Consider the following 23840-nt stretch of genomic DNA (forward strand, 5'->3'; position numbering starts at 1 on the left):
TTTGACGTTCACCAGAGGAACAATTACTCACTATGAAAAAATATTTGCTGATGGGAATTATAGTTTCGGCTTATGGGATAAGCGTACCCGTTTTTGCCTCCGACACCGCAACATTAACCATCAGTGGAAAAGTGACCGCGCCAACGTGCAGTACAGAAGTGGTAAACGCACAGTTGCAGCAGCGTTGCGGCAACACTATCCACGTTTCAACTCTGCAAACACCCGCCGCTACGCCGATGAGAGGTGTGACAACGCAGCTATACACGGTGCCTGGTGATAGCACCCGACAGATTATTGTTAATCATTACGACTAATTCTTATTAATTCCGCAGGCCCATATCATTGATATCAATGATATGGGCTTTTTTATTTGTTGTGTTTATATTTAAGGGCAGTAAATTTCGGAAATTAATAAGTTTACAAAATAATGATAAGCAATGATTATTTGTTGCAATTATATTGCAATCTGTAAATTGTTTTAAATCAACAAAACATCGTGTTTACATTGCGATAACTTCCTGTCTATGAGAATTTTCGTTGCAAGGGTTAATAACTCTTAACAAATAGAAATTACTTCATTAAGGAAGAGATTATGAAACGTTCACTTATTGCTGCTTCTGTATTGTCTGCTGTATTTATGAGCGCTGGGGCTTTTGCTGCTGATGAGTATGATTCAGGCGTTCTGAATATTAACGGAAAGGTGGTTGGTACTACCTGTCAATTTTTGGGTACGAACACCGCTGAAATTAGACTGAATGAAATTGGTGCGGATAAAATAATTAATTTAACCCCGGGTCAGATTTATGACGCAGTAACTAATCAAACTCAGATGCCGTTGAAAATAAAATGTCAACAGGGTGTAGCGCCGCGTATTACCTTCTCTTCAACGCAATTTGACAGCCACGATATCACATTTAATAACGGGTCTGCCAAAGGTGTCGGTTTTGCGGTTTACTACGGAAGTACGGATAATCAGATTGATCCAGAGACGGGGGTGACACTAGCTCCAAATAGCAGCGGTGAATACGACCTGACTTTTTTAGCACGCTATGCGCGTTTAGACGGTGATGTTGCTTCTGGTGATGTTAGCTCAACACTGACTTTAACGGTTGTTACTGACTAATTTATTCAACCGGCGGCGTTCGTCGCCGGTTTTTTATAAGCAAGGCCGTGTAAATATGAAAATATTATCTGCAGTATTATTATCTGCCATAATTTTGCCTGCGCATGCTGGTATTGTTATTTATGGTACGCGTGTGATTTACCCGGCAGAGAAGAAAGAAGTCGTTGTACAATTGGTGAATCAGGGCGAGCAAGCTTCGCTGGTACAGTCCTGGATTGATGACGGTAACACTTCATTACCGCCAGAAAAAATTCAGGTGCCATTTATGCTGACGCCGCCAGTGGCGCGCGTTGCCGCTGAGTCTGGTCAGCAGATCAAAATCAAGAAAATGCCTAATAGCTTACCGGACAACAAAGAAAGTCTGTTTTATCTGAATGTGCTTGATATTCCACCAAACAGCCAGGAAAACGCCGGTAAAAATGTGCTTAAATTCGCAATGCAGAATCGAATAAAATTAATATGGCGCCCCAGTCGAATTGCCGCCGTAACCAAAGACAGTTTTCAGCGGATTGGTTTATTTCGCAGTAATAAAACTGTCATCATGAAAAATGATACTGCAAACTGGATTACCGTGACGGATGTAAAAGCAGGAAATACTAAGATTAATGATCAAACTATCATGCTGCCACCGCTATCGACGCAAAATATTAACATGAAATATGCGTCAACAAGCCAGTATGAAGTAACAATTATTGATGATAATGGTAACTATATTAGTAGCAAAATCAATGTAAAATAAACAGGAGTTCATCATGCTAAGGATGACGCCCATCGCTTCGCTTGTTTTATTGACTCTGTTTACCTGGCAAACGCAGGCTATCGCGACGGAAACGTTTGATACCCATTTTATGGTGGGGGGAATGAGAGATCAAAAAATAACAAATTTCCATCTGGATGAGAATAAGCCAATTCCGGGACAGTACGAACTGGATATTTATGTCAACAATCAATGGCGAGGTAAATACGATATCATTGTTGCCGATGAACCCGGTAGCACGTGTATTTCAACTGAGTTGTTGAAAAATATTGGAGTGATAAGCGATGGTCTGCAACCGCAGGGAGCAACGGATTGTATTGCGTTAAAAGATGTCGTGAGAAGCGGTGGCTATACTTTTAATATTGGCGTTTTTCGGCTGGATTTGAGCGTTCCCCAGGCCTATGTAAATGAGGTCGAGGCGGGTTATGTATTGCCTGAAAACTGGGATCGCGGCATCAATGCATTTTATACTTCTTACTATGCCAGCCAGTATTACAGTGACTATAAGAATTCTGGCAGTAGTGAAAGTACTTACGTTCGGTTCAATAGCGGTTTCAATCTGTTGGGCTGGCAAGCGCATGCGGATACCACATTTAATAAAACCGATGGCAGCAGCGGTGAGTGGAAAAGCAACACATTGTATCTGGAGCGCGGTATCGCTGAGCTCCTCGGCACATTACGCGCCGGGGATCAGTATACCTCGTCAGAGATTTTTGATTCTGTGAGATTTACCGGCGTTCGCCTGTTTCGCGATATGCAAATGTTGCCAAACTCGAAACAGAATTTTACGCCGTTGGTGCAGGGGATTGCACAGACTAACGCTTTGGTAACCATCGAACAGAACGGATTCGTTGTTTATCAGAAAGAGGTTCCTCCTGGCCCCTTTTCCATTGCGGATCTGCAACTCGCGGGCGGTGGCGCGGATCTTGATGTCACCGTGCGTGAGGCGGATGGTTCGATAAATACCTGGCTGGTGCCTTACGCTTCCGTACCGAACATGTTGCAGCCTGGCGTCTCTAAGTATGATTTTTCCGCCGGCCGTAGTCATATTGAAGGCGCCGATAATCAGGCCGATTTTACACAAATCAGTTATCAGTATGGCCTTAATAACCTGTTGACGCTTTATGGCGGTACGATGCTATCGAACCATTATAATGCGTTTACCCTCGGCACGGGGTGGAATACCCGGATTGGCGCCATTTCGCTTGACGCTACGCGAGCGCACAGTAAACAGGATAATGGCGATGTATTTGATGGTCAGAGTTATCAGATTGCTTATAATAAATACCTGACCCAAACATTAACTCGGTTTGGTCTGGCTGCGTATCGGTATTCATCACAGGATTACCGCACATTTAACGATCATGTCTGGGCCAATAATAAAAATAACTATCGTCGCGATAAGAATGATGTATACGATATTGCTGATTATTATCAAAACGATTTTGGGCGTAAAAATACGTTTTCAGCTAATGTGAGCCAATCCTTGCCAGAAGGATGGGGCGCAGTATCACTGAGTGCATTATGGCGTGATTACTGGGGACGTAGCGGCACCAGTAAAGATTATCAAATAAGCTATTCCAATACGTTCCAGAAAATTAATTATACGTTATCCGCCAGTCAGACTTACGACGAGGATCATAATGAAGATAAACGTTTTAACCTGTTTATTTCAATTCCCTTTGACTGGGGGGACGGTATTACTACCCCGCGGCGTCATCTGAATGTGTCGAACTCGACGACCTTTGATGATGATGGATTTACCTCAAACAATATTGGTTTAACCGGTACGGCAGGCAGTCGCGATCAATTTAATTACGGCGTGAATGTTAGTCATCAGCGACAGGATAGTGAGACCACAGCGGGGACGAATTTAACCTGGAATACGCCCGTTGCAACGCTTAATGGTAGTTACAGCCAGTCGTCCAATTATACTCAGACCGGCGGAAGTATTTCCGGTGGGGTTGTAGCCTGGAGTGGCGGGTTGAATTTATCCAGCCGGCTTTCAGATACCTTTGCGATTATGCAGGCTCCGGGACTTGAAGGAGCCTACGTTAACGGCCAAAAATATCGGACCACCAATAAAAAAGGAACGGTGGTTTATGACAACCTTACGCCATATCGCGAAAACCATCTTATGCTTGATGTGTCGCAAAGTAGCAGTGAAACGGAATTACGCGGTAACCGTAAAGTTGCCGCCCCGTACCGAGGGGCCGTCGTGCTAGTGAATTTTGATACCGACCAGCGTAAACCATGGTTTATTAAAGCGCAGCGTCCTGATGGCTCGCCTCTTATTTTTGGTTATGATGTAGTAGATCATCATGGTCATAATGTGGGCATTGTTGGACAAGGTAGTCAGCTATTTATTCGAACGAATGATATTCCGCCCGAAGTCAGTGTACCAGTAGATAAAGAGCAGGGGCTTTCATGTTCAATCACCTTTGGTAAAACGGTTGATGAAAGTAAAGTTTATATTTGTCGGTAGTGGTGAGGTGGTGAAATGAAACTCTTTCTTTTTATCGTGATGTTATTGATTTTACCTGAAACATACGCAGCCTGTACGGGAGAAATTACTTATCAGGATAATTTAATTATTCGTGAGGATTTTACGATTAACCCTAATCAGTCCGCAACTTATAGCCATAATTTTAACGATACAACTTGTTCAGGGACTTATAAGATAACGCGTATGGATCCTTCCGATATCATCGTGGGATTATACAATGATACAGTAAAACTGAAGTTAAAAATCGCCTGGGCAGATAATAATACTCTCACAATGCCGTTTACAACGGGCTATACGGTAACGGTTGAACCCGCTTCCTCTGGGGCGAATGTAAATATTTCTGCCGGTAGTGGGAACAGTGTCCTAATCAACGGGGTGGTATCAATAACAAGCGCTTCTTCTGCAACTCAGTTTACGGCCGGTTTGCGGTTTTTAGGGTGCCTGCTAGCAGGAAGAGGCTGGAATGCCTGTGCCGCAGATTATAATAGTTATCTTAGAGGTGCAGGGTTATATTCATTTGATCTGTTTGTGTCCTACGATCGCAAGCAGACAACCTGCAAACCTGAAGATCTGACGATCACGCTACCGAATATTGCGCTTTCTGAATTATATAACACAGGCAAGGTCAGCAACAAAAATGCCGCGGATAATATTCGACTCCAGTGTGATAATCTTTTTGGTAATGCTAAACAAACATCGCGTAAAATGACGGTTTATCTCTCCAGCAGTGATTTAATACCAGATAGCTATTCTGTGTTGCGTGGTGCTGTGAATAATGGCGTCGGATTTATACTGGAGAGCGGTGGAAAAACGGTGAATATTTCAAATACAGCAGAGCAGGGTAATGCTTCAACGTTATGGAAAGTGGATCAAGTAGGCACGCCGCTCAACAGTGATATGATAACAATCCCTATTATCGCCAGTTATTATGTTTATGACCGAGACAATATAAAGCCAGGCGATCTAAAAGCGACTGCGCTGATCTATGTGAAATACGATTAATATATATGAAAAACATTTAAGATATATGGCGCGATAGGTGAATGAACTTCCGGTCACTTACAATAATAAGTGACCGGGATGACAATCTTTCTGCAATAAATTTTAATGTGGTATGCGGTAGTTTCAAAAGGGCGAGATCCAGAGCGAATCGGGTAGTGAAGGCAGTCAACAAAAAAGGCAGTTTGAAGGGGATAGAGTGATTAAGGGCTAATAAAAAAGTAACATGGGGCTGTATTTCCCCCTCTGGATGAGGGGGCTTTTTTTATCGATGATAAAAAATCTCGCCATCATAGGCTTTGATGATTTTTCCATCGGTATCGTTAATCAGTACATACGCGCCGCCCATATAGGTCCAGTGAGTACCGGCATCTGGCGCGGGCAGATTACGTAATTTCCACTGTTTAATATTATACTCATCGGTGCGGTACATTTGCGGAACGGTATCGCCGGGCTTGAAGTGGGTGAAGTCGGCGATAAAGCTTTTTAACTCATATTGATCAATGCCCGTTGTCGCGGGGGCGGCCCATGCAAAACTGGTTGCAAGCAACAGCGCGCAAGGCAGCAACTTACTTTTCATACTTTTACCCTCCACATATGCGGGTCAGTTAACATCGTGTGTATCATTTCTGCTGGTGGCGTATCTGACAAGCGCTATTTTGTTATCTCACGCCCCTTTTCGTAAAAAGTGTAAACGAAAGCGTCGTGCAGCAACATATCCGCCAGCAAGTTTGCCAGAACCGAATAGGTTTTGAGAACTATCTGATAACGCTGAAATTATCGTCCGCCGCTGACTGTAAATTTACATTGTCTGGCGCAGACAGTATGCTTAATAGCGAAACCCCCGCTTAACACGGCGGGGCTTGACGACTCGGGGTGCCCTTCTTTGTGAAGGCTGAGAAATACCCGTACCACCTGATCTGGATAATGCCAGCGTAGGGAAGTCTGACACTGCTCGTGTCCCTTCTTCACGTGGGCAGGAGCTGAACCATGCAGCCTGACCTGCACTGCCGCACGCTTGCGGCGCATACGTTAAAACACTTTCGCGCGCACTCCCCGCTTACGCACTGTATGACGAATGACGTCGTACAAACATTTACCGCCAATACGCTGCTGGCGCTGGGCGCTTCACCCGCCATGGTGATTGATCCTGTCGAGGCCAGACCGTTTGCCGCCATCGCCAACGCCTTGCTGGTTAATGTCGGAACCTTAACCGCCTCACGCGCTGACGCGATGCGTGCGGCGGTAGAAAGCGCTTATGATGCCAAAACGCCGTGGACCCTTGATCCTGTCGCGGTGGGCGCGCTGGAATTTCGTCGGCGATTTTGCCTGGATCTCTTGTCCCTGCGCCCGGCGGCAATACGCGGCAACGCCTCGGAAATCCTGGCGTTATCCGGCATGGCGCTGGGCGGACGCGGCGTAGATACCACCGAGGCGGCGTTGGCCGCACTGCCTGCGGCGCAGGCGCTGGCGCGTCAGATAGACTGCATCGTTGTGGTTACCGGAGAGATAGATTACGTCACTAACGGTCAGCGCACGCTGAGCATTCCCGGCGGCGATCCGTTAATGACTCGCATTGTAGGCACCGGCTGCGCGTTGTCGGCGGTCGTCGCCGCCAGTTGCGCGTTACCGGGCGCCGCGCTGGACAATGTCGCTTCGGCCTGCTGCTGGATGAAACTGGCTGGACAGGTCGCGGCAGAGCGTAGCGAAGGACCGGGCAGCTTCATCCCGGCTTTTCTTGATGCGCTCTATCATCTGGATATGGAGGCGGCCAATGCAACGAATTAACGCGCTGACGATTGCCGGTACCGATCCCAGCGGCGGGGCCGGTATCCAGGCGGATCTCAAGACCTTTTCCGCGCTGGGCGCATATGGCTGTTCGGTCATCACCGCGCTGGTGGCGCAAAATACCTGTGGCGTACAGTCGGTGTACCGGATAGAGCCGGACTTTGTCGCCGCTCAACTTGATTCCGTGTTCAGCGATGTGCGCATTGATACCACAAAAATCGGCATGCTGGCGGAAACCGATATTGTCGAGGCCGTGGCGGAGCGACTACAGCGCCATCATGTACGTAATGTGGTGCTGGATACGGTGATGCTGGCGAAAAGCGGCGATCCGCTGCTCTCGCCCTCTGCGATAGAAACATTACGCGTCCGGCTGTTGCCGCAGGTATCGCTGATTACGCCTAATTTGCCGGAAGCCGCAGCATTGCTGGATGCGCCCCATGCGCATACGGAACAGGAGATGCTGGCGCAGGGGCGGGCGTTACTGGCGATGGGGTGTGAAGCGGTATTGATGAAAGGCGGGCATTTAGAGGATGCGCAAAGCCCGGACTGGCTCTTTACCCGTGAGGGCGAGCAACGTTTTAGCGCGCCGCGTGTGAACACCAAAAATACGCATGGAACGGGCTGTACGCTGTCGGCGGCGCTGGCGGCGTTACGGCCCCGGCATCGCAGTTGGGGAGAGACGGTAAACGAGGCGAAGGCATGGCTTTCGGCGGCGTTGGCGCAGGCGGACACGCTGGAAGTGGGGAAGGGCATTGGTCCGGTACATCATTTCCACGCGTGGTGGTAGTATACTGCCTACAGACCCGTCGTCAGGAAAGATAAATGGAACAAGCGCATACCCGGCTCATCGCGCAACTGAATGAACGAATTTCAGCGGCGGATAATACGCCGCTATACATGAAATTCGCCCAGACGGTAAAGGATGCCGTGCGCAGCGGTATTCTTGAGCACGGTAATATTTTGCCTGGCGAACGCGATCTCAGCCAGCTTACCGGCGTCTCGCGCATCACGGTACGGAAAGCGATGCAGGCGCTGGAAGAAGAGGGGGTCGTCACGCGCGCCCGCGGCTACGGTACGCAAATCAATAATATCTTTGAATATTCCCTGAAAGAGGCGCGGGGATTTTCTCAGCAGGTTGTCTTGCGCGGCAAAAAACCGGATACGCTATGGGTTAACAAACGCGTGGTAAGTTGTCCGGATGAGGTCGCGCAGCATCTGGCGATCCCCGCAGGCAGCGACGTCTTTTTACTCAAACGTATTCGTTATGTTGATGAGGATGCGGTATCGATTGAAGAGTCCTGGGTGCCCGCGCATCTGATTCATGATGTCGACGCGATTGGCATTTCGTTGTATGACTATTTTCGTCGCCAGCACATTTACCCTCAGCGTACCCGATCTCGCGTTAGCGCCCGGATGCCGGATGATGAGTTTCAGTCGCATATTCAAATGGATGGTAAAGTGCCGGTGCTGGTGATTAAGCAGGTGGCGCTCGATCAGCAGCAGCGGCCTATTGAATACAGCATCAGTTATTGTCGTAGCGACCTATACGTTTTTGTGTGCGAGGAGTAGCGCCTCGCGCGTGGGCGCGCAGTCGCCGCCGCGATGCCCGACCACCCAGCTTGCCACCGCATTTCCCAGCAGTACGGCATCCGCGAGCGGCCAGCCTGACGCCAGTCCTGCCAGCACGCCGCCAGCATGGCTGTCGCCCGCGCCGATGGTATCCACCACGGTTGCCGGAAACGCTGGCACAACGCCGGAAGATTGCGCGCTAAAATACCACGCTCCGTCTTTATCATGGCGCACCACCAGCGGCGCGGAAAAGCGTTTTACCCATGCTTCGCCGAAAGTGCGCGTATCGGTCGCAAGCCCGGCGCGTTCCGCAGCGATGATGGCTTCCTGGCGGTTGAGGGAGACGATGGGCCGGCAGGCCATAATGCGCGCCATTGCATCGTCTGTAATATCACCGATTCGCGGGCCAAAATCGATAAAAGGCGTTACATCGTCGACGGTTTCCAGCCACTGGATCAGTGGCTCGCCACAGGACGAGGCCAGTTGATAGCCGGACAGGTAGACAAGACTGCCCCGCGGTGTCCTGAGCTGCGACAGCCAGTCCGCATTCCACTGGTTTTCCACGCCGCTAAAAGACATAAACGTGCGTTCGCCATCCGGTTCGACTAACGCCAGACACCAGCCGTTATCTCCTTCAACCGCGTCAATCACGCTGGATAATCCCTCTTTTGCCAGACGGCGGCGAATCCTCTCCGCCCACACGCCCTGGCCCAGCGGCAGCGCATTGCTGGCGTCAATCCCCAGTCGTTTCAACGCCACGGCAATATTCAGCGCACAGCCGCCGACATTGACGCTCTGTTGTTGCAGTTCAATATCGCCTCCGCGACGCGGCAACGTCCAGGCGTCGGCAATGATATCGATCACTGCCGCGCCGATAACGGTGAGCGGACGCCGGGTATGCAGGGTCGGTAATAATGTCAGCAACCGTGCGCCGTTCATAGTGCCTCCCGCCGTTGACGATAACTCGCCAGCGCAACGGCATAGCGCGCAAAATCCAGCTGATTAACCTCGTCCAGCGTTTGCTTTAACTGGGGGTTAATGGCGCTTACCCCGTGCAACGCGCCGCAAATGGCGGTAGCCATCGCGCCGATAGTGTCGGTATCGCCGCCGAGGTTAGCGCACAGCACGGCACAGCGGTTAGGATCGGTATTCGCCAGTTCCACCATGGCGATAGCGCAGGGAACCGATTCAATGGTGCTGGTTCCCGCGCCGATGATCTGATAGAGCTGTTCGCTGGCAGATTCGACGCCGTCGGCGTGGCGGACAATGTTTAGCGCCAGTTCCAGACGTGCCGATAGCGAGGCGCTAAACGTGGTAATACGCGCTGTCTGCGCCTGATGGGCGACGGCGGGGAGCGAGTCGGCAATACTTTGCCACGTGTCGCCGTTAACCGCTCGCGAGACGGCCCAGGCGACAACCACGGCGCCAGCCACCGCCAGATCGGATTTATGCGTCGGGCTGGAGGCTAACGCTACTTCTGCTATAAAGGCTGTCAGGTTAGTTGGCGGCAACAGGCAGCCCAACGGCGAAACGCGCATGGCCGCGCCGTTAGTCACGCCGTTGTTTTCCAGCGCCGCGATGGGTTTGCCGTCGCGAATCGCGTTCAGCGCAATTTTTGACGTCGGGCCGAGTACATTTTTATTGAACGCATCAAAGCGTTCCGCCCAGGCGAGGATGTTACGCCCAATAATCTCGGGATCAATGTTGCCTTCGCATTCGAGTAGCGCGTCGGCCAGGCAGAGCGCCATTGCGGTATCATCCGTAAACTCCGCGCGGTTAAAATAGCAGGCGGCATTATTCTCTTTTGGCCCGGGCAGAAAGCGGTCAATCCAGCCGAAATGCGCTTTGACGCGCGTTCTCGGCCACAGCTCAGAGGGCATTCCCATCGCATCCCCTAACGCTTGCCCGTAAAGAGCACCGAGAATACGTTCTGCTTTCATTTTACTTCCCCTTGTGTCAACGCAATATCGCGATCGTCAATAGCAGTGAACTCTTTGTCCGATTCGCGAAAGAAAATCATAAACAGTAGCGCGATGACGGCAATCATCACTGCGCCAAACGTCCACATGCCCGCCCAGTTGAATGTCAGACCGTTAACCGGTTGCGGATAAGCGAACATTTTTTCCATCATCACGCCGCCGAGGCGATACCCCAGCAGGCTGCCGAATCCCTGACAGCAGAGGGTGATAAGCCCTTGCGCAGCGGTACGCATATGAACCGGCGCTTTTTTATCGACATAAATGTAGGCGGTGACGTAGTAGAAATCGTAACTTACGCCGTGCAGCAAAATACCGAGGAACAGCAGGGCGTAAGTGAAGTACGTCTCCGCGCCGCCATAGACAAAAAAGCCGTAGCGGATCGCGGCGGTAATAAGACCAAGTAATAATACCTTTTTAATACCAAAGCGCTTAGTGAAAAAGGGTAGCGCCAGCATAAAGAAGATTTCAGAGAACTGGCCGAGCGTCATCCAGCCGGTGGCGTTTTTCATTCCCACTTCTGTCAGATAGCCGTTAGCGAAGATGTAGTAGAAGGCCAGCGGCATCGCAAACAGGAAGGAACAGAAGAAGAAAACGAGAAAGTTTTTATCGCGCAGCAGAACCAGCGCATCCAGCCCCAGCATCACTTTAATATCCATCTTGCCGGTGCTTTTTGGCGGCGTGTCTGGCAGACAGAACGCAAATACGCCCAGCAACGCTGAACTTGCGGCGGTTATGAGCAGTGGAATGTTGGTGGGGGAAATATCGTTATAGCCTAACATTTGCGGCAAGAATCCACAGGCGAGGCCGGAGGCAATCCACCCAATGGTTCCCATAACGCGAATGCGTGGAAAATCGCGTTCAACGTCCGGTACGTTAGCGAAGGCAATGCTGTTTGTCAGCGCGATGGTCGGCATATAGGTCAATGAATAGGCCAGGAGCAGCGGAAAGAATCCGGCAAAGGTGGTTTGCTGTGCCGCGAAATACATCAGTACGGCACCCGCAAACATCAGTACCGCCAGGACTTTTTGCGCCGAGAAAAAACGGTCGGTAACGGAGCCGACCAGAATCGGCGACAGGATCGCCGCAATGGCGGTACAGGCATAAGACCAGCCTATTTCACCGGCGGAAAACCCGCTTTTATTTAGCCATAGCCACAGGGGGACGAACCAGGCGCCCCAGATAAACCACTCCACGAACATCATGAACGACAGTTTAAAGGTCGTTTTCATTTTTGAATCCTTCATGACAGGTAAGGTACGCCATGACAATACCATTTAATAATACCTTTTAAATACCATTGAGCGTTAATTTTGACCGAACTAACACTTTTTCGGACGTGAATCGAGTCAGCAGATAGCGCCGAAAAAATGCGCTAAAGTTGGCAAAAATGGTCGGTCAGTACCAGGCTTATTGCGACCCGCAATCTGCGGGGCAGGACTATTCACCTTCCGATACCCTATCGGAACTTACGGGAGCATAGCTATGACTGATATTGCGCAGTTGCTTGGCAAAGACGCCGACAGTCTTTTACAGCATCGTTGTATGACCATTCCTTCCGATCAGCTTTATCTACCCGGCAAGGATTACGTTGACCGGGTGATGATTGACAATAATCGTCCACCAGCCGTTCTGCGTAATATGCAGACGCTCTATAATACTGGACGCCTGGCGGGAACAGGATACCTTTCGATACTGCCCGTCGATCAGGGAGTGGAGCACTCCGCCGGCGCCTCTTTTGCGGCCAACCCGCGCTACTTTGACCCAAAAAACATTGTTGAATTGGCGATTGAGGCCGGCTGTAACTGCGTGGCCTCTACCTACGGCGTACTGGCCTCGGTTTCACGGCGCTATGCGCACCGTATTCCGTTTTTGGTCAAACTGAATCACAACGAAACATTGAGCTATCCGACAGAGTACGATCAGACCCTGTACGCCAGCGTTGAGCAGGCGTTCAACATGGGCGCTGTGGCGGTAGGCGCGACGATCTATTTCGGTTCGGAACAGTCTCGTCGCCAGATTGAAGAGATCTCCGCCGCTTTTGAGCGTGCGCATGAGCTGGGTATGGTGACCGTATTGTGGGCTTACCTGCGTAATTCTTCCTTTAAAAAAGACGGCGTTGATTACCATGTATCCGCTGACCTGACGGGGCAAGCCAACCATCTGGCCGCTACGATTGGCGCGGATATTGTGAAACAGAAAATGGCCGAGAATAATGGCGGTTATAAAGCGGTCAACTTCGGCTATACCGACGATCGCGTGTACAGCAAACTGACCAGCGATAACCCGATTGATTTGGTACGTTACCAGTTGGCGAACTGCTATATGGGACGCGCCGGGCTTATCAACTCCGGCGGCGCGGACGGCGGCGACACTGACCTCGGCGACGCGGTTCGTACCGCGGTGATCAACAAACGAGCCGGTGGAATGGGGCTAATTCTGGGACGTAAAGCCTTTAAGAAATCGATGGCTGATGGCGTGAAGTTGATTAACGCCGTACAGGATGTCTATCTGGATAGCAAAGTCACCATCGCCTGAGTTCAACGAAGAAAAGCCGGATGTGAACGCATCCGGCCAGCGACAGGTGTTATTAACGTAGCAACGGGCAGTCCGGCGGCAGCCGACAGCGTAATGCGCCAGGCAGCACCTCAATATGAAATTCTTGTCCGCTGAGTGGTTCGCCATCCAGATTGAACGTGATTTCATGCGGCGCATGAATATCAAACCACGCTGAGGCGCCGTCAATAATATTCGGATTGTCATCTGACTGCGTGAGCGTGGAAAACAGCGCCGGCAACAGCTCTTCGCCGGTAAAAATCCGTAGCTGTAACAGTCCGTCGTTAATCAGCGCGGTGGGACATAATTGCTGCCCGCCGCCGGCCTGACGACCGTTGCCGATGCCGATCACCAGCGCATCTCCCTGCCAGTGAAAGTTTTCGCCACGTATTTCGCAGCGGTCAGGGGTCAGCGTATCCATTCTCATCAGACCGTGAATAAGATAGGAGACGCCGCCCAATGCGGCTTTAAGTTTTTCCGGCGTTTCGGTGGTAATGCGGGTGCCAAAACCGCCCGTCGCCATATTGATAAAACAGGTTTTATCATTGACCCTGGCCATATCAATTTCCATCGCGTTTCCGGCAATCGCCAGTTTCAGCGCTTTGTCCAGCGCTTCAGGAATACCGGCGCTGGTGGCAAAATCGTTGGCAGTGCCGAGCGGCAAAAGGCCCAGTGCAGGGGCTACGCCGTCGCGGATCTGGATGAGCGCGGTCGACACTTCATTAATGGTACCGTCTCCGCCGCCGGCAATCACCGTTTCAACGCCCAGTCTACGGGCTTCATCAACGTAACGCTGCGCGTCGCCTTTTTCCCAGGTTACCCGAACGTGAATCTGTATGCCTTCGTCGCGAAGTAGAGTAATGACCTCACGTAGCGGCTGGTTGTCAGCGCTTTTGCCATTGAGGATCAGTAAGCTGGCGGGAAAGTTAGCCATCCGTTATGCCTTAATAGGTTGAACAACAATCTCCAGAAAGTGTATAGCAGAAATGAAAAAGCGAGGTCAGAACAGGATGAAAATTGAAACGTTGCGCACTTATTGCTTTACCGTTTTTCTTCCTGCTGTACGCAGCGGTAAGCGAAGCATGGTTTAAGGCAAATGGCGACAAGAGAGATGCCGTTATGCGCATTGAGTAGCACTTGTGAGAGTGCAAGGAAATCACAAGGGGTAGTCAGACGCTTTCCGATATAGCGCCTTTGATAACGAAACGGAGAATTAACAAGACGAACATACGTCAGTTATCAGTATTAATTTCAAACACCATAATATCAGATAAAAACCTGATATTTATTACCAAACATACTTTTTAATAGCATAAAATCGAAATGTTCTTTAGACTCTTTAGCAGAAACACGGCGCACAATTAGAAGCACGCTACTATATATCAAATAAAACCTATTTAGATGATGGCTTAGCGCGGTGTCCTATAGTCGTACCGTTGCCTGATGTATCGCTTTTCTCATAAACATAAACAGGCATGTGCATGAAGAGGTTTATATGAATGTCACTTCAGGCGTGAATGCGCAAACGCCATTGCTCCCTCCTTCTGAACGGGGTAATGACGAAAAACCGGTAGCTGAAATCGTTGATTTTAACGCTTATGGCAATAAACCTAGATGTTTAATGTGCCTGGGAACAACGGCATTGTTTACAGGTGTTTTCAGTGGGGTATGCTCAGGGGCTGTCGCCAGTGTCAGTAGTGGTACTGCATATACTACCGCCCTGACGGTTTTAGGCGCATCGTTTGGCATGGGGGGAATTGGTATGATGGGAATATGCGCCGGACTATACCTTAGCGCAAATGGCATCAGAACCCGGCCAGCCTGGCCATAAATGAGCAAACACAGCAAGTCATAGGGAAAAGACGAATTCCGACGATGACACGGGGTGTTAATCGTCCAGACCAGAGGCTTATGACTTATATAGAAACGCTTTAGATAGAGTATGGGGTGTTATGTATTCAAGAGCCGATCGCTTATTAAGACAGTTTTCACTAAAATTAAATACCGATTCAATTGTCTTTGACGAAAACAGATTATGCTCATTTATTATAGATAACCGTTACCGTATCTTACTAACAAGCACTAACAGTGAGTATATAATGATATACGGTTTTTGCGGAAGACCTCCGGATAATAATAATCTTGCTTTTGAATTTCTCAATGCTAATTTATGGTTTGCAGAGAATAATGGACCACATTTGTGTTATGATAATAACTCACAATCATTATTATTGGCTCTCAATTTCTCACTAAATGAAAGTTCTGTAGAGAAACTTGAATGTGAAATTGAGGTAGTTATTAGATCAATGGAGAATCTGTATCACATTTTACAGGATAAAGGAATAACTCTGGATACCGATTATACGTGACGGTGGGAAGGGGATTTGGTGATCTGGTGGCAATAGAGGATAATCAATCCCAGCAAAACTTACATGGCCTGATGAAGGTGGACTGAGCGTAGGTGCGATGGTTTGAGTATTACTTTGACATGAAATCAAACCTCTAATCCGGGAAAACATTATTTTAATCCTTGTAAAAGCGGCATTAAAACGTGCCATATTTTTACACGCTTAAATTATCAGTTTTTAACCTTAATTTAATAATCTGGAAACTTTTTGTGTAAGTTCTCACAAAGCAGTTATTGATTTAATTCACTGATGTTAAACGTAAAAGTCAGAATGCTAAGTCCTGAGTCCGACCGGATGCGGGGAGGATTGTGACTTGCTGGCTGGTCATGAATAGGGGAGGTCTCTAAACCTAAGCGCCCATTTGCGCTTTGGTTAGTGTGGTCAATTTTTGGATGTGGCGGAAAGTACCACTTTTTTATTGATTATACGCAAAAAATAAGCCTGCGTAAGGGAGATTACGCAGGCCAAGGAGGTGGTTCTTGGTACAGCTAGCATTTATGGGTTATGTTTTTCAGCGCGTTGAATAATACCCGCATTGAGCGAAGCGGTATGTGATCAATTTCTAAGAATCTTCCCGCCATGAAAAAATAACCGCAATTAACTACTTAGCATGGGGGTTACGCGTTGATTCGCCTGAGAAATTACGCATCAATAGTGCGTAATCCAGCGTAACGTCCTGCGGGACGGGCATCCAGACGGTATAGCCATCGCCAGGCGCCACCGGCATAGCGTCTCCTTTGGCGTTCTCCATCTGTTCCAGGGTGAAATTGATATTTCCCTGCGGTGTCATCAGCTCCAGACTATCGCCAACGGAGAATTTATTCTTCACCGCCACGGCCGCCAGTTGGCCTTTACGCTCACCGGTGAACTCGCCGACAAATTGCTGGCGTTCGGAAACGGAGTACCCGTACTCGTAATTCTGGTAATCGTCGTGCGTATGGCGACGCAGGAAACCTTCGGTATAGCCGCGATGAGCCAGACCTTCCAGCGTTTCCAGCAGCGTAGGGTCGAAGGGTTTACCCGCGGCGGCGTCGTCGATGGCCTTACGGTAGACCTGGGCGGTACGGGCGCAGTAATAAAAGGATTTGGTGCGGCCTTCGATTTTCAGCGAGTGGACGCCCATTTTCGTCAGGCGCTCCACGTGGGCGATAGCGCGCAAATCTTTTGAGTTCATGATATAGGTGCCATGCTCGTCTTCGAACGCGGTCATGTATTCGCCCGGTCTTTGGGCCTCTTCTATCATAAACACTTTATCCGTCGGCGCGCCGATACCGAGCGTCGGCTCAACGTTCTGTACCGGAATCGGTTCGTGCTTATGCACGATGTTGCCGACAACGTCTTCTTTTCCTTCCTGCACGTTATATTCCCAACGGCAGGCATTGGTGCAGGTGCCCTGATTCGGATCGCGTTTATTGATGTAGCCGGAAAGCAGGCAGCGGCCGGAATAGGCCATGCATAGCGCGCCGTGGACGAAAATTTCTATTTCCATATCCGGCACCTGCTGGCGAATTTCCTCAATCTCTTCCAGTGACAGCTCGCGGGAGAGAATCACACGGGTCAGCCCCATCTGCTGCCAGAATTTTACCGTCGCCCAGTTTACGGCATTAGCCTGTACCGACAGGTGAATCGGCATTGCCGGGAAGTGCTCGCGTACCAGCATAATCAACCCTGGATCGGACATGATCAGCGCATCCGGGCCCATCTCGACGACGGGTTTCAGGTCACGGATAAAGGTTTTGAGCTTGGCGTTATGCGGGGCGATGTTCACCACCACGTAGAATTTTTTTCCGAGCGCGTGGGCTTCGTTGATGCCAAGCTGCAAATTTTCGTGATTGAATTCGTTATTACGCACGCGTAAAGAGTAGCGCGGTTGGCCCGCATAGACGGCATCGGCACCGTAAGCGAAAGCGTAACGCATATTTTTCAGCGTTCCCGCCGGCGAAAGGAGTTCTGGTTTAAACATCATTTTCTCGTTCTGATGACAGGTCAGATCCGCCTCACCTGATGAGGCGGCTTGAGGAGAGTCCTCACTTTAAGGGCGGGCATTGTACGCTTACGGACAGGCCGAGTAAATATTGCGAGAGTATATTGGCGCTAATAGAACACCGGATGTTAATGGAGAGCCAATGATGAAAATGAGCCGCACGGCCATCGCGCTGAGTTTGCTGGGAATGGCCGCGCATCCCGTTTGTGCCGCTCCGTCGTTTGAAGAGACGGCGAGACAGGTGATTATCGCTTTTCAGCAGCGAGACAACGCGAAAATTAATGCCCTGATTGATAAAAAAGTCGGGATGTATGTGCTGTACCGAATTGGGGCTGGGTTTGATTATAAGTGGATGAAAAAATTTGATATTAATAAACCGATACCTGACTTTAACTACCTGTTAGGGCAGGTAGGTTGGTTTTCAGAGCATATTCCTGTGGATAACGAATTTGATCACCACACGGAGGCTGAGTACGTTTGTGAAAAGGGATGGGATCACGCCGGTTTTTTTGTCAGCTATACCGGTACTAATAATGCGCTGCTGACGTTTAGCATGGTGAATGGAGCGGATAGTGGGGATCAGGCGTCGGATACCCGTATAGCAAACGCCAGGCGGCTTGAGCTGCAATCAGAGCGAGTGGTGGCAGTGCCGAAAAAATGGGGTGATGGTTTGATTTTTCATCTGAGCGAACTTCATGGCTTGGGCAAAGGGTGGAGTTTAACGCTGCTGGATTTGGTCACGGAAGATTGTAGTGCGTGAGGCATATATGTTTAATCAGGGTAAATAGCTGCTTATTTATATCTTTCTGCTATCAGGATGTTATGGCACCCCCTCAATATTCAGAATTTAAATAAAGCATTTCCTGAATATGAAACTAATTCACTAAAAAATAAAGGTGAAATCACCTCGGCAACATGCATTAAAGAAAATACAAAAGGTCATTTGACTTATTATAGCGTCAGTGATCCCGTCTTTGACTAATTTGGCTCACGTTATGTATCCACTATGGGGAATCTTTATATATTCCGAAAAAAAACACAATGATATTCTTAATGCAGATAAGAGAGTAATCTTAGGGGGTGCAGGTTTGTAAACCAGGGTATGGCGGTAGCGTTATTTTTTTACGAGATATCATCAGATGTAGAATTAACGATCGCAGACGATACTCAGTACTAAGAGGAAATCAGGTTGAAGTTGAACAGAAAATGATAAATACGTATTGATAAGATGGAATCCATTTAATCTACTTATTAGTAGATTTTATTATGAAAATATATTTTTCTTGATATTTTTTACGCATTGCGCAATAGCAAATCCTTGCCGCCTTGATGCAACTTGAGTGATTTTGTATATAGTGTGACAATGCTGAATACTGAATTGATACCTTCTACATATTAAATCAGGGGTTAGTGGTATGGGCGATTTTATAAAATATTTATTTATTTTTCCTTGCTTATGGAGCGCAAATTCTTTTGCGATTAGTCAAACTCAATGGGATGGTAACTTTAGAGTCGAGGAACTTGGCGAGCAGTTAAATGATGGGAGTCAGGTTTTTTTACAATATAATTTAAAGATAGATAGTAAAAATAATCGTGCTTCTTTATCCATGACAACCTGGCATGCGGGGATAACATGCATTGGTGACTACTCTTTAAAAATCAATTCTGGTGTTTTGGCATTATACTATAACGGCGACGAGGAAAATGCATGTCCATATCCATCACCGCAATTTGAGATAAGCAATAAAGGAAAAGCATATTATATAAAAGGAAAAATGTTTTCATATTCTCAGCCTGGTAAGTGGTTGCCACTCAAACGTATCACACTAAAATAATTCTATATTTCATAAATTATGATGATGAAGTTAATGATGGTATGAAATATTAATTGGATATGTCGTGAACATATTTTTGTTATATGTTTTCAATGTGTATGACAAGAAAATTTGCATGAAAACATTATATGAGACGGCTTGAAAAATGAATGAAGTCCACATAAAAGCAAGGTCATTCTGAAACGAATTTGTCAAATTTACTGAATTGTATATCAATAATTCCTGACTATCGACAATAATGTAAAGTCGAGTACAAACTCACGGATTTGTAGTAATTAGGCAAAGAACAAGTCAGGTAAAAGTTTCTCATTATTTAATCAAAAAGCAAGTGCAAACTGTTATTTTGGATTTGTACTTCTTCATAGAAGCGTTGGATAATATTGACGTCAAACATATTCTGCTTTTTTACTAAACTGAGCAAGGTAACTTTAATATTATAATTGCAATGATACAAAATTACATCAATATATAATGAGGAAAACTATATGCCCGCCGCCGCTCGACTAAACGACAAAGGTATGCGTTCGACCTGGATAGAGTGTTAATATGAAAGCGAATAATGTGATTATTTTTGTGATTCTATTTTTATCCTCTGTGAGTTATTGTTTTGCTGATATGAAGATATTAAAAATAAATCAGTCCCATTATATGAGTCCTTATAATAAAGAGCCTGGGGATAGAAACTTATGCAATAAATGGGTTTTAAATGCAAGTCAGATAGAAAAAATATTTTCGTTAAGTGATAAATATAAGGAAATGAGTGATACCATGACTGGATTTTGGCTCTGGTTTCCCTGTGAAATAACGGGTGAGTTGATTTATAATAAGAAAAAGTGGCATTTTTCTATTAATGCTGCTGCCACGGCAGAATGGTCCGATGGTAAGGAAACGATATACTGGGGGTGTTCCAGGGAAAAATGTGATGACATGTTTATACTTCCATATCCAGGCCGGAGTTATATAGGTGGTGGTGGCAAATTGATTTGGTAACGAGGTAGATCTTCATCCTGGTTTTAGCCTTTTAAAATGAATTAAATTTAACCTTCAGCATCATGACGAGAGTATGGAAGTATATTTTTGTACACACCGGGATAAGAATAAAATAACCAAGGGGCGTATATTTATCACGTTAAATACAACTTTTTAAATACAAGTCAGTGCTGGATTTTACAGATCAATGTTGCGTTATTACTAAATTCATAAATTAATGTTTGAGTTATGGTTGTTATGATCTTTCCCTGATAGAACAGTGTTTTCAGGCAGAGGTGGCATTACCACCAACAAACATAATGTTCATTTTTATGGGCGTAGGGGATTCACCCTTATTTAAAGATTACAAAGAGATATATTTCTCATTGAATGTTAAATAACATATGACTCATATTGTCAGTGATGTTCCTGATGAGATAATTGATTTTACATTTGAATGGAAGGGTTAAAAAACTATGTGTGACGGTATCTTTTCGTTCAGAGAAACATAGCGGAAAGAAAGAACCGGAAATGTTGGGTGAGATATTATATAAGTTCAGCGGATTTAACAGCAGAAAAATTTGCTAATGCGATGAGAAGTCATTGGGATGTGGAAAATAAATTGCACTGGCGTTTGGATGTGGCGATGAATGAAGATGATTGCAGAATAAGAAGGGAAAATGTCAAGAGCTTTTTTGAAATAATAAAATCGGGTGAATATGAAATTTGGGGATGTGAGATAATGAGATGGATAAGAATAAATATACTTAAATGTACGTTAGTATTTTGCCTGGCTTGTGGTTTTTCATTTGCAAAAACACCATGTACTAATATGTCTGATAAATTGAGTGCTACACAAAGAGATTCTTTGCAAAATAATATCAAAAGGCAACTAAAAACAGAACGATTAAATATACTCGAATTTTTTAAAGAGCAAAATAGTTCAATCGTCTATATAGAAACATATGGTGCCGATGAGGCGTTTGTTTTTTATTCTGGAGATGAGTTTAAGGATGATTTTATCACAATATGGAGTGGTGCGGCTGAGATATCAGAGGAAAAAAATATAGAAAAATGGGTAAAAGATCATGTTCCATATATTCCAGATAGGTTGGCTCGATGTTTCGCATGGTACACAATCTATAGGCATGACTGATCTGAGATTTAAGATAACTTTGTCGACGTGCGGAAATATGGTGAATAGGGAACCTGTCGGGTGAGGAAAATCCGGCGTACCTGGAGCAGGTGATACGGCTGCCGGGGCAGCAATACGATGAGGAGTCGGGGCTGTATTATAACCGGCACCGTTATTACAATCCGGAACAGGGAAGGTACATCAAGCAGGATCCGATTGGGCTGATGGGAGGATGGAACCTGTACCAGTATCCACTAAATCCGATTAGCAGAAGTGACCCTTTGGGGCTGGTTAACCTTGGACAAGGTATCCCTGGGGCTAATGGTCCTACTTCGGTACATGCGAACCCTGGCCTGGAGGCCACAGATTTTCGGCCTGACCATGCTCCAGATCATATTCACTTAGCGAAAAATGATGGTCCTCGTGTAAGTACCGATACATGGAAACCTCTTTCTGAAGCAGATTCAACTAAAATGACAAAGGAACAAAGCTCATTTTGTAGAAAACTATCTGATGCAAGTAAGAAAATTCTAACTGCCAGGCAGAAGATGATTTTTAAATTTGGTAAGTTATTGAGTGCTGACCTTTTACTATTACAATATATATCAATGGGGGCTGCTCGAGAAGGGTGTTTGCGTGGGGATGTGTCGATGTGTGAGATATTCGAAAGGTTAGGTGGAGAAATTAAATATACTGGTGCGGATCCTGTTTAATAAGGTGGTTTATGAACAAAATAGAGTTTATAACATTAATGTCTTTTCCAATGGAGTGGTTAGACCTTGATATGTATCCTGATTTATTGTTTTTAAAACAACTTAATGGATATGAGGTTGGTCATGAGGATAGTTCGGATCATGATCGGAATGGCGCGTTTCATTGGTGGTTAAAGAAGAAACCATCTAAAGATGAATTGATGAAATTAGTTAGGTTGGCACTTATTGATCCCGACCAATTTTTATCGGAAGATATCATTCGATATATAAAAAAGTCATCACACTTTGATCGTGATGTCGATGCCCTTATCGAAAAGTTACGTGATGAAAAAACGCAGCAAACGAGGAGAGCCAGTAGAGGCATGCATCGTGACCAGTAGGTAAAAACCACCTATATTATCGTGGTTATTAGAGACTATCGCAGATGTTAATCGGCGTTAATAGAAGTATTGTATAAGTTAGTAGCATTTAATGAATGGGAAAACCTGTCGGGTGAGGAAAACCCTGAGCACCTGGAGCAGGTGATACGGCTGCCGGAGCAGCAATACGATGAGGAGTCGGGGCTGTATTACAACCGGAATCGTTATTACAATCCGGGATAGGGAATATATATCACGCAGGATCCTATCGGATTAGCCGGGGGATGAAACCTTTATAAATATCCGCTGAAGCCGGTCACAGATATAGATCCATTAGGATTGGAAACACTAAAATGTACTAAACCATTGCATTCACTAGGAGGTACGGGTAAAACAAGTGGCCCTGATATATGGGGTAATCCTTTATATCATCAATATCTTTGTGTTCCTGACGGGGAAAATGGATATGTTTGTGGTAGTCAGGATCAACGAGGAGAATGGCCAAGTGATGGAATGTTAGGACCAGGAAAAGCGAGCAACGATACGAGAGAAGGTGCTATCCGGTGCGAATCGGTCGAACCAGATAATGATTGTATTGAAAGCTGCCTAAAAGAAAAACTTAAAGGAGCAAGGCCTTTTTATACCGTATTACCCGACTGGATGTTCCCGATGAAATTTGGATTGGTCAATAATTGTCAGGATTGGTCTAATGATACTTTAAAAACATGTCAGATGAAATGTTCCGGGAATAATGCAGGACGGCTTATGAGATTTATTTTAACTGGAGTGTTATAATGAAACACTTTATTAGAAGTATAAAAATGATCTGGATAATAATGTCAATCTCTATATTATGTGTTTCTTTACTTAGACTTTCTCAGTTAGATTCAAATTACGATATAAGTGAACTGAATAGTATTATGATGTATGGGATGGTAATAATATCATTTCCGACAGGAATAATATTTGCTATTGTTTTGTTTTTATTTTTATTGTCTTTTGGTGTTATTTTTACAACCATTCACAGTGAATATGTTTTGACAGTGGCAATATGGCGGTGGTTTTTATTTGGTGGATATGTTCAATGGTTTTTTTTGGTGGGGAAAATGATAAAAAACGAGGAGTATCACAAGTGATAAATACGTACATACCTTATTCCTCAC

General features: G+C 46.5%; 23 protein-coding genes, 4 pseudogenes and 1 riboswitch. Of the genes and pseudogenes, 20 read left to right on the plus strand and 7 right to left on the minus strand.

Annotation, left to right across the window (positions count from 1 at the left end):
- The first annotated feature begins 32 nt into the window (after positions 1-32).
- The 5 genes from J4728_RS06210 (at position 33) to J4728_RS06230 (ending at position 5388) form a co-directional block, all read left to right on the plus strand.
- Positions 33-314: a DUF2574 family protein gene (locus tag J4728_RS06210; RefSeq protein WP_000760403.1), complete on the plus strand. Its 282-nt coding sequence runs from the start codon at positions 33-35 to the stop codon at positions 312-314.
- A gap of 278 nt (positions 315-592) precedes the next feature.
- Positions 593-1123 (plus strand): fimbrial protein YehD, encoded by a 531-nt coding sequence (gene yehD / locus J4728_RS06215; protein WP_208211418.1) that lies wholly within the window; start codon positions 593-595, stop codon positions 1121-1123.
- Between the two features lie 55 nt (positions 1124-1178).
- The gene (stcB, locus tag J4728_RS06220; protein ID WP_000698775.1) at positions 1179-1862 is read left to right on the plus strand and encodes a fimbrial biogenesis chaperone StcB; all 684 of its coding nucleotides are present in this window, start codon (positions 1179-1181) and stop codon (positions 1860-1862) included.
- Positions 1863-1875: 13 nt separating this feature from the next.
- Positions 1876-4365 carry a fimbrial biogenesis outer membrane usher protein gene (locus J4728_RS06225; RefSeq protein ID WP_076735788.1) on the plus strand — a complete coding sequence of 830 codons (2490 nt, stop codon included), beginning with the start codon at positions 1876-1878 and terminating at the stop codon, positions 4363-4365.
- A 15-nt stretch (positions 4366-4380) separates the two neighbouring features.
- On the plus strand, positions 4381-5388 hold the full coding sequence (locus J4728_RS06230) for a putative fimbrial-like adhesin protein (protein ID WP_000765279.1): 1008 nt from the start codon (positions 4381-4383) through the stop codon (positions 5386-5388).
- Positions 5389-5650: 262 nt separating this feature from the next.
- On the opposite strand, the gene rcnB is transcribed toward J4728_RS06230, so the two are convergent.
- On the minus strand, positions 5651-5965 hold the full coding sequence (gene rcnB, locus J4728_RS06235; protein ID WP_000837534.1) for a Ni(II)/Co(II) efflux transporter accessory subunit RcnB: 315 nt from the start codon (positions 5963-5965) through the stop codon (positions 5651-5653).
- Positions 5966-6247: 282 nt separating this feature from the next.
- Positions 6248-6344: riboswitch (TPP riboswitch) on the plus strand.
- 31 nt (positions 6345-6375) lie between these two features.
- Here rcnB and thiM point away from each other — a divergent pair.
- The 3 genes from thiM to J4728_RS06250 are packed head-to-tail and all read left to right on the plus strand — an operon-like array spanning position 6376 to position 8742.
- A complete protein-coding gene (gene thiM / locus J4728_RS06240) occupies positions 6376-7173 on the plus strand; it encodes a hydroxyethylthiazole kinase (RefSeq protein WP_208211419.1) in 798 nt (265 codons plus the stop codon).
- Entirely contained in the window at positions 7160-7960 is an 801-nt protein-coding gene (gene thiD, locus J4728_RS06245) for a bifunctional hydroxymethylpyrimidine kinase/phosphomethylpyrimidine kinase (protein WP_047606802.1), read from the plus strand. The genes thiM and thiD overlap by 14 nt, the downstream gene beginning before the upstream one ends.
- Before the next feature lie 35 nt (positions 7961-7995).
- Positions 7996-8742: a GntR family transcriptional regulator gene (locus J4728_RS06250; RefSeq protein ID WP_000434062.1), complete on the plus strand. Its 747-nt coding sequence runs from the start codon at positions 7996-7998 to the stop codon at positions 8740-8742.
- Here J4728_RS06250 and J4728_RS06255 read toward each other — a convergent pair.
- From J4728_RS06255 to J4728_RS06265, 3 genes are read right to left on the minus strand one after another with little or no spacing between them, the layout of a single operon-like run.
- Complete coding sequence (locus tag J4728_RS06255) at positions 8716-9681, minus strand: PfkB family carbohydrate kinase (RefSeq protein WP_001012652.1); 966 nt, start codon at positions 9679-9681, stop codon at positions 8716-8718. The two genes, J4728_RS06250 and J4728_RS06255, sit on opposite strands and share 27 nt — an antisense overlap.
- Positions 9678-10682 carry an ADP-ribosylglycohydrolase family protein gene (locus J4728_RS06260; protein ID WP_000642793.1) on the minus strand — a complete coding sequence of 335 codons (1005 nt, stop codon included), beginning with the start codon at positions 10680-10682 and terminating at the stop codon, positions 9678-9680. The genes J4728_RS06255 and J4728_RS06260 overlap by 4 nt, the downstream gene beginning before the upstream one ends.
- Complete coding sequence (locus J4728_RS06265; RefSeq protein WP_208211420.1) at positions 10679-11950, minus strand: nucleoside permease; 1272 nt, start codon at positions 11948-11950, stop codon at positions 10679-10681. The genes J4728_RS06260 and J4728_RS06265 overlap by 4 nt, the downstream gene beginning before the upstream one ends.
- 253 nt (positions 11951-12203) lie before the next feature.
- On the opposite strand from J4728_RS06265, the gene fbaB reads away from it, so the two are divergent.
- Complete coding sequence (fbaB, locus tag J4728_RS06270) at positions 12204-13256, plus strand: class I fructose-bisphosphate aldolase (RefSeq protein ID WP_000129590.1); 1053 nt, start codon at positions 12204-12206, stop codon at positions 13254-13256.
- A gap of 52 nt (positions 13257-13308) precedes the next feature.
- On the opposite strand, the gene yegS is transcribed toward fbaB, so the two are convergent.
- Positions 13309-14208 (minus strand): lipid kinase YegS, encoded by a 900-nt coding sequence (gene yegS / locus J4728_RS06275; protein WP_001528494.1) that lies wholly within the window; start codon positions 14206-14208, stop codon positions 13309-13311.
- Between the two features lie 561 nt (positions 14209-14769).
- Between yegS and steD the strand changes: the two genes are divergently transcribed.
- Both steD and J4728_RS06285 read left to right on the plus strand, forming a co-directional pair.
- Entirely contained in the window at positions 14770-15105 is a 336-nt protein-coding gene (gene steD / locus J4728_RS06280) for a type III secretion system effector SteD (RefSeq protein WP_001533113.1), read from the plus strand.
- Between the two features lie 121 nt (positions 15106-15226).
- On the plus strand, positions 15227-15643 hold the full coding sequence (locus J4728_RS06285; RefSeq protein WP_001540404.1) for a CesT family type III secretion system chaperone: 417 nt from the start codon (positions 15227-15229) through the stop codon (positions 15641-15643).
- Positions 15644-15652: 9 nt separating this feature from the next.
- On the opposite strand, the pseudogene J4728_RS06290 reads toward J4728_RS06285, so the two are convergent.
- Positions 15653-15832: pseudogene (locus tag J4728_RS06290) on the minus strand (non-LEE encoded effector protein NleB); the annotation flags it as partial.
- Positions 15833-16283: 451 nt separating this feature from the next.
- Positions 16284-17645 carry a tRNA 5-hydroxyuridine modification protein YegQ gene (yegQ, locus tag J4728_RS06295; RefSeq protein WP_001517981.1) on the minus strand — a complete coding sequence of 454 codons (1362 nt, stop codon included), beginning with the start codon at positions 17643-17645 and terminating at the stop codon, positions 16284-16286.
- Between the two features lie 163 nt (positions 17646-17808).
- On the opposite strand from yegQ, the gene J4728_RS06300 reads away from it, so the two are divergent.
- The 9 genes and pseudogenes from J4728_RS06300 (at position 17809) to J4728_RS06335 (ending at position 23813) form a co-directional block, all read left to right on the plus strand.
- Entirely contained in the window at positions 17809-18426 is a 618-nt protein-coding gene (locus tag J4728_RS06300) for a hypothetical protein (protein ID WP_020437436.1), read from the plus strand.
- A 655-nt stretch (positions 18427-19081) separates the two neighbouring features.
- Positions 19082-19501, plus strand: a complete 420-nt coding sequence (locus tag J4728_RS06305) for a hypothetical protein (protein ID WP_208211421.1) — start codon at positions 19082-19084, stop codon at positions 19499-19501.
- 546 nt (positions 19502-20047) lie between these two features.
- Positions 20048-20491: a hypothetical protein gene (locus J4728_RS06310; RefSeq protein WP_000646715.1), complete on the plus strand. Its 444-nt coding sequence runs from the start codon at positions 20048-20050 to the stop codon at positions 20489-20491.
- A gap of 389 nt (positions 20492-20880) precedes the next feature.
- Positions 20881-21257 (plus strand): annotated as a pseudogene (locus J4728_RS06315) (ISAs1 family transposase); the annotation flags it as partial.
- Between the two features lie 416 nt (positions 21258-21673).
- A pseudogene (locus J4728_RS23850) lies at positions 21674-22318 on the plus strand (RHS repeat-associated core domain-containing protein); the annotation flags it as partial.
- 11 nt (positions 22319-22329) lie between these two features.
- Entirely contained in the window at positions 22330-22698 is a 369-nt protein-coding gene (locus tag J4728_RS06325; RefSeq protein WP_017466204.1) for a hypothetical protein, read from the plus strand.
- An 87-nt stretch (positions 22699-22785) separates the two neighbouring features.
- Positions 22786-22962: pseudogene (locus tag J4728_RS24260) on the plus strand (RHS repeat-associated core domain-containing protein); the annotation flags it as partial.
- A gap of 54 nt (positions 22963-23016) precedes the next feature.
- Entirely contained in the window at positions 23017-23472 is a 456-nt protein-coding gene (locus tag J4728_RS06330; RefSeq protein ID WP_243771251.1) for a hypothetical protein, read from the plus strand.
- Entirely contained in the window at positions 23472-23813 is a 342-nt protein-coding gene (locus J4728_RS06335; protein WP_208211422.1) for a hypothetical protein, read from the plus strand. Before J4728_RS06330 ends, J4728_RS06335 begins: the two co-directional genes overlap by 1 nt.
- The last annotated feature ends 27 nt before the right edge of the window (positions 23814-23840 follow it).

Source organism: Salmonella sp. 32070601201500089SM (assembly GCF_017573605.1).
Taxonomy (GTDB): domain Bacteria; phylum Pseudomonadota; class Gammaproteobacteria; order Enterobacterales; family Enterobacteriaceae; genus Salmonella; species Salmonella enterica.